Below are 16,126 nucleotides of genomic sequence, written 5' to 3'. Positions count from 1 at the left end.
CCTGCTCAAAATTTACTTATGTTTCAGTTTTTCAGGTAATGTATTCATTACATTTTCCAAAAAAATACACTTTAATGCCTGAACAAATCAAATAAACTATACATTTATGACTGCATTTTTTCAAAGAGAGCTATTTAACAGGAGATGATCGGATGATGGCAACAAAAGAGTATGTGTTAATGCTGGGCTGTTTTGATACCAAAGGAATGATTTTTTCCTTTCTGCGCAACTGTTTACTGGAACAGGGAGAACAGATTATCACCATCAATACAGGTGTGATGGGCACTACTGACCTTTTTCCTGTAGATTTTGAAGCCGATCAGGTTGCCTTGGAAGCTGGGTTGAACATAGCAGATCTGAGAAAAAAGAGAGACCGGGGATATGCCGTGGATAACATGGCAAAGGGAGCGGCAAAAATCGTTGCTGATCTGGTAACTGCTGGTGGAATGAAAGCAGCGATTGGAATGGGAGGGGGAGGTGGAACCTATATTGCACTTGCGGCCATGCAGGCAATTCCTTTAGGGATTCCCAAATTTTGTTTAACTACTATAGCTACAAAAGAATTATCCCGGCAGATGGGAAGCAAAGATATTACGTTGATGCCTTCCATTGTTGATCTGGCAGGACTTAACAGCATCAGCAAACTGTTGATCAGGCAAGCAACTGCAGCGGTTTGTGCGATGGCAAAAGTAAAAGCTACGCAGGAAGATACTGGTGTTAAAAGAATTGCCATCAGCATGTTTGGCAATACAACGGCTTGTGTAGATAAGTGTATGGAATTACTCGAAAAACAAGGCTACGAAGTACTTGCCTTTCATGCGACTGGTGTGGGTGGTAAAACCATGGAGTCATTAATCCGGGAGGGCTGTTTCGATGCTCTTTTAGATATTACTACTACCGAGCTGGCAGATGAACTATGTGAGGGGGTGATGAGCGCCGGTCCTGACCGTATGAATGCTGCTGCCCAGATGGGGATACCACAAGTAGTAGTTCCCGGTTGCCTGGATATGGTAAATTTTGCACAGATGGATACCGTACCTGAGCTATATAAATCACGAAAACTATATAGCTGGGCGCCTGATGTAACCTTAATGCGAACCAATCAGGAAGAAAACAGGATACTGGGAGAAAGACTTGCCCGGAAAGTGAACCAGTCTGCTGCGCCAGCAGCTATTTTGTTACCCTTACAGGGAATATCTCAGATAGATGCACAAGGTGGTGTGTTTTATCATCCCGAAACAGATAAGATTTTATTTGAATCCATAAGAAAATATGCGGCAGATCCGGTGCAGGTAATAGAAGCAGATGCCCATATCAATGATGAAGAGTTTGCCCGGATGGCTGTGCAGGTATTATTAGATATGATAAAACAACATACAACCGACATACATAAACAAGCCCAGATATAAAATCAACTTATGCCAAATCCATGGACAGGTAAGGGAAATCCCTACACCAGACAAGAAGTAAGAGACCGCTTACAACATACACTAAATCAGAATAAGGCCATTATTGCGGCAGGTGCCGGTACCGGGATAAGTGCTAAATTTATTGAAAAAGGCGGCGCTGATCTGATTATTATCTACAATTCAGGCCGCTTCCGGATGGCAGGTCATGGATCTACCGCCGGGTTGATGGCGTATGGAGATGCCAATGCGGTGGCTATGGAAATAGGAGAGTTTGAAGTATTGCCAGTGGTGGAAGAAATCCCTGTGATTTGTGGGGTACATGGGTCCGATCCCCGGCGGAGGATGTGGCATCATTTATTAAAAGTGAAAGAAATGGGCTTCTCTGGTATCAATAACTTTCCGACACATTCTATTGTAGACGGGCATTTCAGAAATGTGCTGGAAGAAACAGGGATGGGTTTTAATAAAGAAGTAGAAATGGTACGGCTGGCAACAAAGATGGATTTGTTCTCTATTGTATATGTAGCCAAACCTGAGGAAGCCAGGCAGATGGCAGAAGCAGGAGCAGATGCTATTATCGCACATGTAGGAACAACTACAGGTGGTTCAATAGGTGTAGTAGAAGCAACCTGCACCATGGATGAAGCCATTGAACGGACCACTAACATTATACAAGCCGGGAAAGAAGTGAATCCAAACATATTTTTTCTTACCCATGGAGGACCTGTTAATACTCCTGAAGATGTCCGCAGTATCATTGCTAAAACAGAGGCACATGGCTTTGTGGGGGCATCCTCTCTGGAACGGATGGGCGTAGAAGCCTCATTAACAAATTTGACCCGCCAGTTTAAATCGATTGAATTACCCCATAGAAATAAATAACTGAAAGAAAAACAAAACTACCGGCTCAAAGCCGGTAGTTGATTGAGCGTCAGCATATAGGCAAGTTCAAACATTCAAGTAGCTCAGGCAATTAATAAGCCGCTTATTTCTTTGCTAGTTGGGCTTCCCTGAGCATTTGCATAAATGGTTTTCCTTGTTTAATGTTAGTTTCTTTGAGGTCAAATGCCTTTTTTACTTCTTCAAAATTTTCATAATTGATGGAAGCTTTCCGTCCGTTGGGAGAATCATCGGCAGGAACAATCACAATACGGGCCACCACATCCTTAAATTCAGTCTGGGTATCCAGGGCATAAGAAGCTTCCAGGAAAATACGCACATCTTCTGCTGAAAAATCAAAATTCATATTTAAGATTCCTTTGGAATTAAAATAACTCACTGGCATCATCCGCCAGATATCCAAAGGTTCATTATCGGTTTCTACCTGATCCCATAACAGATACACCAGGGCTACATCTTCTAAGTAAATTTCATCGTTGGCGGGAAAAGTATAAATCATTTCCCATTTGTTAGCAGCATTTAAATCAAAAATTCTTTCATACATAAGGGCTACCGTTTGACTGCCAGCCTGTCCAGCCGGTCCTTGTGGTCCGGTAGGGCCAGGCGCACCTGGGGCTCCCGGAATGCCCGGATCTCCTTTGCAATTCCATAAAATACAGGCCAGTATAAGCCATACCATTGCGTTAAAAGTATATTTTTTCATAGTACTCGTGTTAATAATCCTTTTTAAGTTACAATTCATTCTATTAAAAGCAATATCAAAGAGAGGGCCAGAATTACTATTAGAAAGAGAGACAGTAACAAAATATACAGTTTATCCTTTTAATAGAGCAGATAAGATAGAATTGTTTAACTCTCCCGCCACATCTACTGTATACGCATTCAGTTCCAAGTATAGATTTTAGTTTGGTTTGGCCTTCCTGTTTTCTCCGATAAAAGTACTGGAACATGCTTTTACCCGGCAAGTATAGTATAATAGATTTATATCTGATTTTTTCTGTTTACTTATTTAAATATTACACCATGATATTGATGGTAGTTTGTCCATTATCTTCTCTGTACTTACCTTAAAAGGTATTATTACGATATCCATTATGTTCATATGTTCACTTTTTGCTTAGGCCTTTGCCTATGTCTGTTAATTTCTTTATGCTCTCTATTACTGCTTTCCCCTCTGTAGCTGCCAAAAAACTGAAGATCCTGCTTCCCTCCCTTTTCCGCGTGTACGGACAATTTCAATAGAACAGACAGCAAAAGGAGCTGTTTTTACGGGCGAAATATTTTATGCAGAAAATACTACTATTACTGATCATGGATTTGTCTGGAATACTGCTCGTAATGGAGGCATTAATGGTTCACAAGGTTACGAAAAGTCGCTTGGAGCTAAAATGGGCAAAGGAATATTCTCGATTCTCATTACCGATAATTTAACAAAAAACACAGAGTATACCTTAAAAGATTATGCATCGAATGGGCAGTATAGGGTGTATAGTTCGGTAATCAAATTTACCATCCGGAAATAATGATAACCTATTTGCTTATTAGAAAGTAATTTCTTCTCATACTTCTTAAAATTCGGTTTTTTTGCTAATTTATGCTGTGTCTCCCATCACAAGCATAAGTTAAGATCAATGATGGTTGAGAGTTTATTTCTGCCCAGCCAAAGAAAAAAAATATGGAACAGAAGTGCTGCATTTTGTTGTGAAATAAACATAACTACGCGTAACAACGCATCCTTTAGCGTCCTTTTTCCGGCACAAAGCTATACCCGAATTCAGTACTACTAGTAAGGATATTTAATCCATTAGCTTGCCTTTTATCAGCGCTTCTTGAAACAAACCTAACCAGAACGTATATGAAAACAGGAGCTTTGACCTTTCTTTTATTTTTACCCATTTTACTTATGGCACAATCAACTAAGCAAGTTACAGAAGCGTTTCTCCAGTCTTTTGCTGATGCCTTTAATGCACATGATGTGCAGGCAATCATATCTCATATGACGGATGACTGTATGTTTGAGGCTTCGGCAGGGCCAGCTATGGACGGCGAAAAATTTACAGGGCAACTTCAAGTGAAGAAAGCATTTGAACAAGTATTTATAACCTTTCCTGATGCGCATTGGGGGAATTCCAGACACTTTATTGCAGGAGACAGAGGGTTTTCAGAATGGATTTTTACAGGTACAAAATCAGATGGAACTAAGATTGAAGTTACAGGATGCGATTTGTTTACATTTAAGAATGGTAAAATAGCCATTAAGAATTCTTACAGAAAAAACCGCCTGCCTGCAAAATAAGAAGAAAATACCTGTTGCATGGGTTGATATTTTTGATATACATCACCTGGCTATTGGTCAACTGTCATTTCCATGGATAACAGGAGCCTTAATCAAAATGGAAGATATTTATTGACGGCGGAAATCCTTTGACACCTATATATTGAAATACGACACTTTTATCTGCCATAGTTACATACTTATTTTTAAGGAATTATACTTAATTAAACTATTGATTTTGTCTGTTAAGTTAGTTACCTTTCTTTCCTATTTTTAAGAGTTGATCATTCCTCAACGAAAAAAATCAATATCGCCATTGGTACTTTGAGGCAAGATTTAAGTAAAACCTGTGAATAAGTAAATCTTCCTTTGATACATGGGCCCGGCCCTCTTAATCTTTAGCCAGCTAAAATCTGTTCTTATGCTTTGTCTGCGAGAATTGTAATTGTATAAGCGCCTTTTATGCTTTTATACAGTTTGATAATGATTGCCAGTAGTTTGCTATGTGTATGTCAAACTAATACGTAACTCCCTCGTATGTATCTCAATATTAATTGTTTATCAGCCCCGAGGAAGGCTCGGTAATTCCATGCCTTGTACAAACGTATAATTAAGATAAGGCCTTGCTGTGAATTGTGCCGTTTTGTGTCATTTATTCCTGCATACCCGACTTATATGCAATGCTATATCTCGTTTTGCTTCTTAGATTTTTATAATAAATTTCATTAGCCAGTATATATTGTCAATTATTATTCTACCTAAAACCATCTTCAATGTATGTGCTGTATTTTTACTGGTAAAATACTTACGAAGTATGTATTCCCATTTTTTATATCTCTTTTGAATATATCACGCAACAGTATAAGGCTGAGAATTAATATCAGTTCGATATATTCCTGTAATAGAGTATGGTTGTATATCATACTAGCCCTTACCTTACATGTATCCAATTCCTCTAATGTAGCAGCTCAGCTTCCTCCCGGTGGATTCTCTTCAGCTGTAATCTCCACTGAATATAAAGAGGCAGTAGGGCTCACCTTTAGTAAGGATGGCAACGATATGTTTGTGTGGGAACGTACCGGTAAAGTATGGGTGGTGAATAACAATCAAAAACAGTTATTGCTGGATATTAGCCCGGAAGTAGGCAGCTGGCACGACCATGGTATGCTTGGTTTTGCCTTACATCCGCAATTTGAAACCAATGGTTTTTTTTATGTACTGTATGTGGTAGACCGGCACTACTTAATGACCGCCGGAACTGCTTCGTATAAGCCTGCTACAAATGAATATTTTACTGCTACCATTGGCAGGCTTACCCAATATACAGCTACAAAAACCGGAAATATATTCAGCGTTGATCCGGCAAGCAGAAAAATTCTGATCGGCCAAAGCAGAACTACCGGCATTCCAATACTGAGTAAAACCCATGGGGTGGGTACCTTGTTATTTGGCAGTGATGGCACCTTGCTTATATCAACCGGCGATGGGGCAAGTCCTTCTTCGGCTGATGTAGGCAGTGCTTCAGAAAGTTATTATTCCAGAGCACTGGCTGATGGTATTATTACTCCCCTGCATGATGTAGGCTCTCTCCGGTCTCAGATGCTGGAATCCCTCAACGGAAAAATTTTACGCATAGACCCGCTTACCGGAGAAGGTATTGCCAGTAATCCGTTTTATGAACCCTCGAATCCAAATTCGGTACGTTCCAGAATATGGGCTTTAGGCTTGCGGAATCCTTTCCGGGTAACTTTAAAACCAGGTACCGGAAGTATCGACCGCATAGCAGCCAACCCGGGTGTGTTGTATGTAGGGGATGTTGGCTGGAATACCTGGGAAGAAATTAATGTAGTAACCAAACCAGGAATGAATTTTGGATGGCCCATTTTTGAAGGATTAGAAGCGCAGGAAATATACAGCAATACCAAAACATCAAACCCGTATACTCCCAATCCCTTATTTCTGACCAATAATTGCAGTCAGCAGTATTTTACTTTTCAGGACCTGATCAAACAAACGACTGCCAGTGGAGTAGTTAGTTTCAAAAATCCCTGTGATAACTCGCAAAGTCTGCCTGCTTCTGTACAAACATTTATTCACAGCCGGCCAATTATAGACTGGAAACATGGAACTGGTCCTTCGCGGACAGGAATTTTCAATGGAGAAGCGGCAGCTATGATTAATATTGGTGCTTCAGGCTCTCCGGTAACAGGCCCTCAGTTTGGAGGGAGTTCTTCTACAGGAGGTGTTTTTTATACTGGAAATGATTTTCCGCCAGAGTACAAAAATACTTATTTCCATGGCGATTATGGGCTTGGATGGATTCGCAATATTTCCCTGACAGGCGATGATAAACCGGTTTCTGTTAAAAACTTTATCAGTACCGGCGCTTCTGTGGTATCCATGGCCACTCATCCTACCCTGGGCGGACTGTTTTATATACACTTGGGAATAGATGGCGCAGAAATCAGGCGGATTTATTATGGTGCCAGCCGTCCGCCGGTACCTGTTGCTACGATGGATAAATTCTATGGACCGAGTCCCTTGCAGGTGCAATTTACCGGCAGTAACTCTACTGACCCAGAAAATTCCGCTCTCACTTATGAATGGAATTTCGGAGATGGAACGGCTGTAAGTACACTGGCTAATCCTACCCATACGTTTATAGCACCTGCCGGAATTCCAGCTAAATATATTATCACCTTAAAAGTAACCAATAACAAAGGCATCAGTGCTGTAAACAACACGTTGTTTGTATCTGTAAACAATACTCCCCAGCGGTTACCATCACAAGCCCGGTAGCTAATTCTGTATATCCGATAGTAGGGCAGAGTACATATAATTTAAGGGCTACCGTTACCGATATAGAGCATACTGCTAACCAGCTTTTGTATGAATGGCAAACTATACAGCACCACAACACACATACACACCCTGGCGCGATAGACACCCTGCGTGAATCTACTACTATTATTTCTCCGGAAGGTGGATGCGACGGACAAACCTACTTTTTTGAGATTGTATTAAAAGTGACAGATGGAGCAGGCTTAACAGGAACGCAGAGTATATTTATGCAGCCTGATTGTTTTTCTCTGGTAGATAATGTAAATAATGCTACTGCTATTGCTGGCAACAAACAGATCACGCTCAACTGGACCAATCCCAATAGTTTTGATGAAGTTTTGATTGTAGCGAAAGCAGGTGCTTCTGTTGCCGGGGTTCCCAAAGGTGATGGAAGTGCGTATCAGGCAAATCTGAATTTTCAGGGTTTTGCTACGGCTTTTGATAGGGGAAAAGTAGTATATAAAGGCACGGCAGCTCCTCAAACGATAACCAATCTGACTAATAACCTGACTTATTATTTTACGATATTTACCCGGAAAGGCACCCTCTGGTCGAAAGGTGTACAAGTGCAGGCCATTCCTTTCGCACCCATTATACGGGAATTGTGGGCGATTGTACCCGGAACCACTCTGGCCAATATACCTGTTAATACGCCTCCTGCTTCCACCTCTCCGCTTTTGCAGTTTGAAAGTCCTGCAAATGTAGCTAATAATTATGGCAGCAGAGTAAGAGCGTTTATCCATACACCAGTGAGTGGCAGTTATATTTTCTGGATTGCCAGTGATGATAACAGTGAACTATGGCTGAGCACAGACGATAATCCGGCTAATAAACAAAGGATAGCCTTTGTCTCTTCGTGGACAAGCTCGCGTCAGTGGACAAAGTTTCCCTCACAGCAATCTTCGCCTATATACTTGCAGGAAGGACAGAAATATTATATCGAAGCCCTGCACAAAGAAGGCTCAGGGGGCGACCACCTGGCGGTAGGCTGGCAACTGCCAGGTGGTGGAGTATTTGAAAGACCCATACCTGGTTTCAGGCTTTCTCCCTATGTGGTTGCCAGTAATACTTTGAACAATGGATTGGCCGGATACTGGCCCTTAAATGAAACCAGTGGAAATATAGCGGCAGATCAATCCGGAAGCAATAATACTGGTACCCTTATCAATTCACCCATCTGGACTACTGAAGGTAAGGTGCAGGGAGCCTTACAATTTAATGACCTGCAAGGTAAATACATCAATGTACCTACTTTAACCTGGAAACCTTCCAATTTTTCAGTAGCCTGGTGGCTATATCCTTTCTCTCTGGGTACTTCCCGGCATCAGATATTGTCTGCTATTGGCTGGGGAGGTTTTATGTTTCATACAAATCTGGCAGGCGAAGGTTTTGTAGGAACTGATGTTGCCAACCGGTTTACCGGCACAGAACTGCCAGCTGGTACAGTAGAGATCAATAAATGGCAGCACTTTGTATTTACCTATGAAGGAGGCATAGGTAAATTCTATAAAAACGGACAATTATTCGCAACCAAAATTGGAATGCTGCCTCCTAAGGCCTGGGGTGGTTTAAAAATAGGTAATATAGGCGGGGGAGGAATTCATGGAAGGATAGATGAAGTAAGGGTATATAACAGAGCCCTGCTCAGCAGCGAAGTATATGCCTTGTCTAATGTAGGTAATATTCCACAGGAGTGTGCAGCAAACGGTAAAATAGTACAGGAATACTGGGCAAATATACCTGGTACAAGCGTTGCTTCCATACCGGTAAATACGCCTCCCACCACTACATCTCAGCTAACTATATTTGAAGCGCCTATCAATACGGCAGATAACTTTGGCGCAAGAATCAGGGGGTATATTTGTCCGCCTTCCAGCGGAGAATATACTTTCTGGTTGACCGGCGATGAAAATAGTGAGCTATGGCTGAGTACAGATGATAATCCGGCTAATAAACGGAGACTGGTTTTTTCAGCACGCACCAATCCCAGGGAATGGATTCGATTTACCAGCCAGCAATCCGAAGGCATTTATTTGCAGGGAAAGCGGCGCTATTACATTGAAGCCCTGCAAAAAGAAGGCACAGGCGGAGATAATCTGGCGGTGGGCTGGCAATTGCCTAGTGGCACCCTGGAGCGGCCCATCCCTGGTACCAGACTATCGCCTTATATTGCCCCTGCGCTCACGATAACTGGTTCGAAACACAGATCTGTTGACCCCAATTTTGATATTATAGCCTATCCCAATCCTTTTTCCAAACAGGTAAAGTTAAGTTTTACGATGCCAGAACCTGGAGATGTGCTGGTAGAAATATATAATGGGCAGGGCACAACCATGGATAGAATAGTAGAACAGAAGAAAGAAACCGGGGCTGTATGCACCCTGGAATTTGATGGCTCGCATCTTCCAAACGGTCTTTACTTTGTTCGTGTAACAACCAAACGATATCTGAGTATAAAAAAGCTCATCATGTATAAGATTAAATAAAGCTTTAGGTCAAATTGCCCCTTTCCAGGTAACATACAAGTCAGCTTGGGCAGGATCAGAGCAGAAATCAGAAGGGCTTCTTCATTTTTATCATGTGTAAAATTTATTATTCAATTCTCTTGCCCATCTTTGTAAATAAAATTAAGCGATGAATTGGATTATATTGATTATTGCCGGATTATTTGAAGTAGCTTTTGCTTCTTGCCTGGGAAAAGCGAAAGAAGCGGTAGGGAATGAAGTTTATTTTTGGTATGGTGGATTTTTTGTTTCCTTAACGATCAGCATGGTGTTGTTGATGAAAGCTGCCCAAAGCTTGCCCATTGGTACAGCTTATGCCGTATGGACAGGAATCGGAGCTGTTGGCACTGCCTTAATGGGAATTTTTGTATTTAAAGATCCGGCTAGTTTCTGGCGGATTTTTTTCCTGTTAACACTGATAGGATCAATTATCGGATTAAAGTCGGTATCGCATTAGTAAACTAAAAGTACACATTCTTTGCCTGGCAATACAATTATGGCTGGAAGTGAAATTGATGGCTTTTTTATTACTGAGATATAGCTAAGGTATATTTTCTTTCTACCAGCAGCTTATCAAACGCCGTAGAGCTTTTTTCCTCTACCAATTGAAAGCCATACCTGGTATATAGGGAAATAGCCGCTTGCTGCTCCTGGGTGGTTAATAAATATGCTTTTCTATAGTTCTTCTCTTGCATATACTCCATAAATTCATCCATCATTTTCTTCCCTAATCCAATGCCACGGTATTCTGGTAGAAAGATAAAATAACGCAATTGTACACAATCTTCTTCTCTGTGAAGGCCAATCAGACACCCGATAATTTTTCCCGCATGCTCACACATCCAAACTCTATCCTTGGATGGGTTATACTGCCGGGCGACTTCTGAAAGCCCTTCTAAAACATATCGTTCAAAATTAGGCCCATAGCCTAGCTCCTTCGAATAAAGCCAGCCATGCAGATATGCAATATAGCCCAGATCTCCAGGCTGAAGTTCTTGCCGTATCTTAATATCATTCAGTTTGATGGCTGTTGCTATCATGTTCAGCAGAATTGATTGTTAATAGATTCATGATTGATTGCATGTGGCCGACTATAGCCTGCTGCTTTTTAGGAGATAATGCGCTGATCAGTCCTTCTATCTGTTTATCCGATGCCTGGTTCAGCTTTAAAAATACTTCCCTGCCTTTTTGGGTAAGGGTAAGTAAATGTGCTCTTGCATCCTGCGCAGAGGGACTCTTTTTAATGAGATCTGCTTTCTCCATTTTTTTTAGCAGGCGGCTTAAATAGCTCTTATCGATATGTATCGCCGTCATGATTTGAGAGGCCTGGCAGCTTTCTCTGATATGTATTTCATAAAGAATACGTACCTCCACTAATGAATAGTTACTATTAAGCAGGTTCTTATTTAATAGTCCGATAAGGTCAGTATAAAAGCGGTTGAACGCCCTGATATGCTGGACTACACTATTTGTTTCTTCCATCTTACAGTCGCAATGGGCCTATGCTAATCATGTTACAAATATATTTCAAATAGTTGACAAAGTCCACTATATATAAAGAAATTATTATCTGGCTCTATTCCTGTATGGCTGTTTCTTTTGTCTGCCAAATTTGGAAATACCGATTACGCAGTAGAAATTGAAGGATAAAAATGCCAATCACCTTCTATCTTAATTCAGTTACATTATGGAAAATGCACTCAATCAACGGTTAATACATATCCGCAGACAAATTCATCAACAGCCGGAATTAGGCTATCAGGAGTATAAGACGGCAGCGCTTGTTTGCCAGGAATTGGATGCATTAGCTATCTCTTACAGAGCAGGCGTAGCTAAAACAGGCGTGATTGCCACCCTTTCCAAAGGAACCGGACCCTGCGTTGCGCTCAGAGCCGATATGGATGCGTTGCCTATTAAGGAAGAAACAGGCCTGGAATTTACCTCCCAGGTAGATGGAAAGATGCATGCCTGCGGTCATGATGTACACACCACAATGTTGATCGGAGCTGCGCATTTACTGAAACAAAAAGAGTTTAATGGAACAGTTAAATTCATCTTCCAACCCTCGGAAGAAGGCAATTATGATGATCCGGAAAGAAAGTCAGGCGGACAGCGGATGGTAGATGCCAATGAGTTAGAGGGAGTACACTATTCGCTCGGATTACATGTGCATCCGCTTCTTCCGGTAGGAAAAATAGCGTATAAACTAGGCCAAGCTTTAGCCTGTGCTAATTTCTTCCGAATAACTATACATGGGAAAGGCGGACATGCAGGGGCAGCTCCCCATCTGGCTATTGATGCTATTTTTATCTCCAGCAGTGTGATTCAAGCGGTGCAATCGGTAATTACAAGGTATACCAATCCGATGGAGCCGGTGGTCATTTCTTTTACCAAAATTAGTGGGGGAGTGGCTCCTAATATTATTGCCGATAAAGTTATTCTGGAGGGAACGATCAGGGCTTTGGACCTTACCACCTACCAACAGGTAAAAGACAAGCTCGAAACAATCGCAAAAGGAATAGCCGCCACATTTGGGGCAACCATTGAGGTTGACCATTTACTCGATTACCCAAGTGTAGTAAACGACAAAGCTGTGCATAAGCAACTCGAACCAACGCTGCAAACCTTGTTCAGCAAAGAAAATGTGATAGAAACTGAGGCCATATTAGGAGGCGAAGATTTTGCTTTTTATTCCAGAAAAGTCCCTTCTATGTTTTACTTTTTAGGGGCGAGGAATTCAGGGCAGGAGAGTTATTTTCTGCATCATCCCAGGATGATTGTTGATGAAGCCTGTATCAGCTATGGTGCAGAATTTCTTTCGGAAGCTGCCCTTTCTTTACTCAATAAACCAATAGAATAATTATCCTTCAGAACTACTTCCGAATACCATTTCCAGTGAAAATGCACAAAAATATTTTTTGTTATCCTAGCCTTTGTATATGGTTGAACCTTTATTGAACAAGGTAACGCAAACTTGTTGTACAAACTTTATATCTGAATGGCAGAATAAAAAGAAAACTATAGATAAATTCCTATTTAGAAAAAGTATATTTATATTTCTTTGTTAAAACCTCCTTCTATGACCGTTGGGCTTTTTATTCCCTGTTATGTAAATCAACTGTATCCGCAGGCAGCCATTGCTACCCTGGAATTACTGCAGAAGTTAAATGTGGATGTGGTGTATCCCTCCAAACAAACTTGCTGCGGACAGCCTATGGCCAATTCCGGTTTTGAACACCTGACCCAGAAATGCAATGACCTGTTTATAGAAAACTTTGCCAGTTTTGATTATATCGTGGCTCCTTCGGCCAGTTGTGTATTGCACGTAAAAGACCACCTGCATGCGCCTGAGAATGAACAACTAGCTGTTTCAGTACGATCTAAGGTATACGAACTGGTGGAGTTTTTAACGGATATTCTGAAGGTAGAAAAGCTGAATGCCAGGTTTCCGCACAAAGTGGGCATCCATCAAAGCTGCCATGGCTTGAGAGGACTGCATCTGGCACAAATGAGCGAATTAAATGCTGCTCCTTTTTCTAAACCCGCACACTTATTACACATGGTACAAGACCTGGAACTGGTAAGCCTGGAACGTCCGGATGAATGTTGCGGCTTTGGAGGTACATTTTGTATAGCTGAAGAGGCTGTATCTGTAAAAATGGGTAAAGACCGGGTAAATGATCATATCAAAAACGGAGCGGAATACATTACCTCCCCAGACCTTTCCTGCCTGATGCATATGGAAGGCATTCTTCATAGAAAAAGAAGCAAAGTAAAAGTGGTACACATTGCCCAGATATTAAATTCAACACGATGAAACCAAACGGAACTAAAGACCATGCGGCCTTAGCCGAAGATTTTATAAAAGATGAGGAGCGGGTAAACTGGCATGATGGCTCTCTATGGTGGATCCGGCAGAAACGCGACAAAGCGGCCAAAAATATTCCTGAGTGGGAAGAATTACGGGAAGCAGCCTCTCAAATCAAAAGCAATGTAATTTCTAACCTGCATGAATACCTGCTGCAATTCGAGGCCAATCTTCAGAAGAATGGAATTACGGTACATTGGGCAGATAGTGCCCAGGAGCACAATGAGATTGTGTATTCCATTCTGAAAGCAAAAGGATTTACCGAGATGGTAAAAAGTAAATCCATGCTCACCGAAGAATGCCAGTTGAATGAATACCTGGCTGAACGGGGAATTGATGTGATTAATTCTGACTTAGGAGAATACATTCAGCAAATCGACAACGAACCACCCAGCCACATTGTATTGCCCTGCATCCATAAGCGGAAAGAAGAAATCGGTGAATTATTCCATGAGCATTTGGGCACTGAAAAAGGCTTATCTGATCCCACTTTGCTCACCAGAGTAGCCCGTAAACATTTACGGAATATATTTATGACCAGGCGAGCTGCCCTGACAGGGGTAAATTTTGCCGTAGCAGAAACCGGTGAGTATGTGGTATGTACCAACGAAGGAAATGCCGATATGGGCGCTCATTTATCCGAAGTGCAAATTGCATCGATGGGCATCGAAAAAATTATTCCGCAGAAGAAGCACCTGGGTGTATTTTTACGCTTACTGGCCAGAAGTGCTACCGGACAGCCTATTACGATTTATTCCAGTCATTTCAAAAAGCCGAGAAAAGGCCAGGAAATGCATATGATCCTGGTAGATGCCGGAAGAAGCAGACAGTTAGGCAGGGCAGATTTTCGGGATTCTCTAAAATGTATCAAATGCGGGGCTTGTATGAACACCTGTCCGGTATACCGAAAAAGTGGTGGCCTCAGCTATCATAATACCATTTCCGGACCTATTGGGGCGATTCTGGCTCCTAACCTGGATATGAAGCGCCATGCTGATCTGCCTTTTGCCTCTACTTTGTGTGGTTCGTGTTCCAATGTGTGCCCGGTCAAAATCAACATCCATGACCAGCTCTATAAGTGGCGGCAGGAAATAGTAAAAGAAGGCTATGCAGCCAATACCAAAGCCCTGGGCATGAAAGCCATGTCATGGACTTTATCTTCCCCAGGTTCTTATACAGCAGCAGGGAAGGCCGGCAGGTGGGTGTTAAAGAATATTCCTATCGCTATTAATAATAAACTCAATCCCTGGTACAAAGGGCGCGATATGCCCGACGGCCCAAAAGAGTCTTTTTCTGAATGGTATGAAAAGAATAAAGATGATAAAAGTTAAAGAAATAAAACTGTAAAGTGTCTTTACATTATAATATTAATTAAGCACTAAATTACCATTGCGCTGACCTTACTTTAGCTTCGCTGAACTCAGGTTTCTTTGTAATTGCTACAAAGAAAGTAAGCAATGAAAATATAGAATTCTTGCGGCAATAGCTGAAGAGAACCAATTAACCAACATTCAATTCATTCATGACCACCAGAGAAAAAATATTAGCAGCTGTATTACAAAACCAGTCTCCCAAAAATCCTTTGCCGGATATAAGCCAGTTTAAAGGCTATAAAGAAAATGCGGTAAAAACCTATATGGAGACCTTTGACAGCATTGGGGGTAAAGCTTTTTTAGTAGAGGATATGAATGCGACAAAAACTCTGATCCGGGAGAATTTTGACATAACCCAAAGGATGGTAACTACCTTGCCTGAATTAGAAGATATAGCCAATCTTATCTCTCCAACAGTTGATCCGCATACCTTTCAGGATGTGGAAGTAGCCATTATTCAGGCACATTTAGCGGTAGCAGAAAACGGAGCCGTCTGGCTGACAGAACAGGTCATGGGGCACCGGATCTTACCCTATATCTGTCAACATCTGGCGGTAGTAGTGGAGGCAAATAGTATTGTACCTACGCTGCATGAAGCCTATGCTCAGATCGGAGAAGGGCAGTATGGATTTGGTGGATTTATTGGCGGTCCCTCCAAAACTGCAGATATCGAACAAGCCCTGGTATTGGGCGCACATGGCCCCATCACTATGACTGTATTTGTAATCCAGCCCCTTCCTATCAGCGATAATCTGACTACATAACAAATTAATATTGTTCGGTAAATATATGAATTGTAATTCCTGAACCACAAAGACGGAATTGTGATTATACTCATGTTTTCAAAAAAAATGAAAGATTTTTATGAGCGTATTGATAGCATACATTCAAGACTATCGATGTACCTTGGGTAATATAAAATCAGCTTATTTGATAGGTACCAGTAAGGATATTTG

Annotated in this window: 13 protein-coding genes; 10 read left to right on the top strand and 3 right to left on the bottom strand. The window is 41.5% G+C overall.

The genetic code is table 11. From position 1 onward, the window contains the following. The first annotated feature begins 152 nt into the window (after window positions 1-152). Window positions 153-1,409, top strand: a complete 1,257-nt coding sequence (locus tag GXP67_RS06845) for a Tm-1-like ATP-binding domain-containing protein (RefSeq protein WP_162442451.1) — start codon at window positions 153-155, stop codon at window positions 1,407-1,409. A gap of 9 nt (window positions 1,410-1,418) precedes the next feature. Further along, window positions 1,419-2,291 carry a phosphoenolpyruvate hydrolase family protein gene (locus GXP67_RS06840; RefSeq protein ID WP_162442450.1) on the top strand — a complete coding sequence of 291 codons (873 nt, stop codon included), beginning with the start codon at window positions 1,419-1,421 and terminating at the stop codon, window positions 2,289-2,291. 103 nt (window positions 2,292-2,394) lie between these two features. Here the strand turns inward: GXP67_RS06840 and GXP67_RS06835 are convergent, their stop codons facing one another. Next, window positions 2,395-3,012: a collagen-like triple helix repeat-containing protein gene (locus GXP67_RS06835; RefSeq protein ID WP_162442449.1), complete on the bottom strand. Its 618-nt coding sequence runs from the start codon at window positions 3,010-3,012 to the stop codon at window positions 2,395-2,397. 1,152 nt (window positions 3,013-4,164) lie between these two features. Between GXP67_RS06835 and GXP67_RS06830 the strand changes: the two genes are divergently transcribed. The 4 genes from GXP67_RS06830 to GXP67_RS06815 all read left to right on the top strand — a co-directional run bounded on the left by GXP67_RS06830 (window position 4,165) and on the right by GXP67_RS06815 (window position 10,386). Next, entirely contained in the window at window positions 4,165-4,605 is a 441-nt protein-coding gene (locus GXP67_RS06830) for a nuclear transport factor 2 family protein (RefSeq protein ID WP_197901653.1), read from the top strand. Between the two features lie 891 nt (window positions 4,606-5,496). Then, the gene (locus tag GXP67_RS06825; protein ID WP_162442448.1) at window positions 5,497-7,383 is read left to right on the top strand and encodes a PQQ-dependent sugar dehydrogenase; all 1,887 of its coding nucleotides are present in this window, start codon (window positions 5,497-5,499) and stop codon (window positions 7,381-7,383) included. An 86-nt stretch (window positions 7,384-7,469) separates the two neighbouring features. Further along, window positions 7,470-9,911: a LamG-like jellyroll fold domain-containing protein gene (locus tag GXP67_RS06820; RefSeq protein WP_162442447.1), complete on the top strand. Its 2,442-nt coding sequence runs from the start codon at window positions 7,470-7,472 to the stop codon at window positions 9,909-9,911. Between the two features lie 148 nt (window positions 9,912-10,059). After that, the gene (locus tag GXP67_RS06815) at window positions 10,060-10,386 is read left to right on the top strand and encodes a DMT family transporter (RefSeq protein ID WP_162442446.1); all 327 of its coding nucleotides are present in this window, start codon (window positions 10,060-10,062) and stop codon (window positions 10,384-10,386) included. 70 nt (window positions 10,387-10,456) lie between these two features. On the opposite strand, the gene GXP67_RS06810 is transcribed toward GXP67_RS06815, so the two are convergent. Next, on the bottom strand, window positions 10,457-10,969 hold the full coding sequence (locus GXP67_RS06810; protein ID WP_162442445.1) for a GNAT family N-acetyltransferase: 513 nt from the start codon (window positions 10,967-10,969) through the stop codon (window positions 10,457-10,459). Then, window positions 10,941-11,411 carry a MarR family winged helix-turn-helix transcriptional regulator gene (locus tag GXP67_RS06805; protein WP_162442444.1) on the bottom strand — a complete coding sequence of 157 codons (471 nt, stop codon included), beginning with the start codon at window positions 11,409-11,411 and terminating at the stop codon, window positions 10,941-10,943. The genes GXP67_RS06810 and GXP67_RS06805 overlap by 29 nt, the downstream gene beginning before the upstream one ends. A 205-nt stretch (window positions 11,412-11,616) precedes the next feature. On the opposite strand from GXP67_RS06805, the gene GXP67_RS06800 reads away from it, so the two are divergent. From GXP67_RS06800 to GXP67_RS06785, 4 genes are all read left to right on the top strand, one after another. Further along, complete coding sequence (locus GXP67_RS06800; protein WP_162442443.1) at window positions 11,617-12,789, top strand: M20 metallopeptidase family protein; 1,173 nt, start codon at window positions 11,617-11,619, stop codon at window positions 12,787-12,789. 219 nt (window positions 12,790-13,008) lie between these two features. Further along, entirely contained in the window at window positions 13,009-13,746 is a 738-nt protein-coding gene (locus GXP67_RS06795) for a (Fe-S)-binding protein (protein WP_162442442.1), read from the top strand. Beyond that, window positions 13,743-15,128: a lactate utilization protein B gene (locus tag GXP67_RS06790; protein ID WP_162442441.1), complete on the top strand. Its 1,386-nt coding sequence runs from the start codon at window positions 13,743-13,745 to the stop codon at window positions 15,126-15,128. The genes GXP67_RS06795 and GXP67_RS06790 overlap by 4 nt, the downstream gene beginning before the upstream one ends. A gap of 191 nt (window positions 15,129-15,319) precedes the next feature. After that, a complete protein-coding gene (locus GXP67_RS06785; RefSeq protein ID WP_162442440.1) occupies window positions 15,320-15,934 on the top strand; it encodes a LutC/YkgG family protein in 615 nt (204 codons plus the stop codon). Window positions 15,935-16,126 lie beyond the last annotated feature (192 nt).

It is taken from the genome of Rhodocytophaga rosea, from assembly GCF_010119975.1.
In the GTDB taxonomy this organism is placed as follows: Bacteria; Bacteroidota; Bacteroidia; order Cytophagales; family 172606-1; genus Rhodocytophaga; species Rhodocytophaga rosea.
Note: the sequence above shows the minus strand (reverse complement) of the source record. Positions and strands in the feature narration are given on the sequence as shown.

Coding starts and splice junctions, on each gene's coding strand:
- GXP67_RS06845 (WP_162442451.1), top strand. CDS start 153: ATGATGGCAACAAAAGAGTATGTGTTAATGCTGGGCTGTTTTGATACC.
- GXP67_RS06840 (WP_162442450.1), top strand. CDS start 1,419: ATGCCAAATCCATGGACAGGTAAGGGAAATCCCTACACCAGACAAGAA.
- GXP67_RS06835 (WP_162442449.1), bottom strand. CDS start 3,012: ATGAAAAAATATACTTTTAACGCAATGGTATGGCTTATACTGGCCTGT.
- GXP67_RS06830 (WP_197901653.1), top strand. CDS start 4,165: ATGAAAACAGGAGCTTTGACCTTTCTTTTATTTTTACCCATTTTACTT.
- GXP67_RS06815 (WP_162442446.1), top strand. CDS start 10,060: ATGAATTGGATTATATTGATTATTGCCGGATTATTTGAAGTAGCTTTT.
- GXP67_RS06810 (WP_162442445.1), bottom strand. CDS start 10,969: ATGATAGCAACAGCCATCAAACTGAATGATATTAAGATACGGCAAGAA.
- GXP67_RS06805 (WP_162442444.1), bottom strand. CDS start 11,411: ATGGAAGAAACAAATAGTGTAGTCCAGCATATCAGGGCGTTCAACCGC.
- GXP67_RS06800 (WP_162442443.1), top strand. CDS start 11,617: ATGGAAAATGCACTCAATCAACGGTTAATACATATCCGCAGACAAATT.
- GXP67_RS06795 (WP_162442442.1), top strand. CDS start 13,009: ATGACCGTTGGGCTTTTTATTCCCTGTTATGTAAATCAACTGTATCCG.
- GXP67_RS06790 (WP_162442441.1), top strand. CDS start 13,743: ATGAAACCAAACGGAACTAAAGACCATGCGGCCTTAGCCGAAGATTTT.
- GXP67_RS06785 (WP_162442440.1), top strand. CDS start 15,320: ATGACCACCAGAGAAAAAATATTAGCAGCTGTATTACAAAACCAGTCT.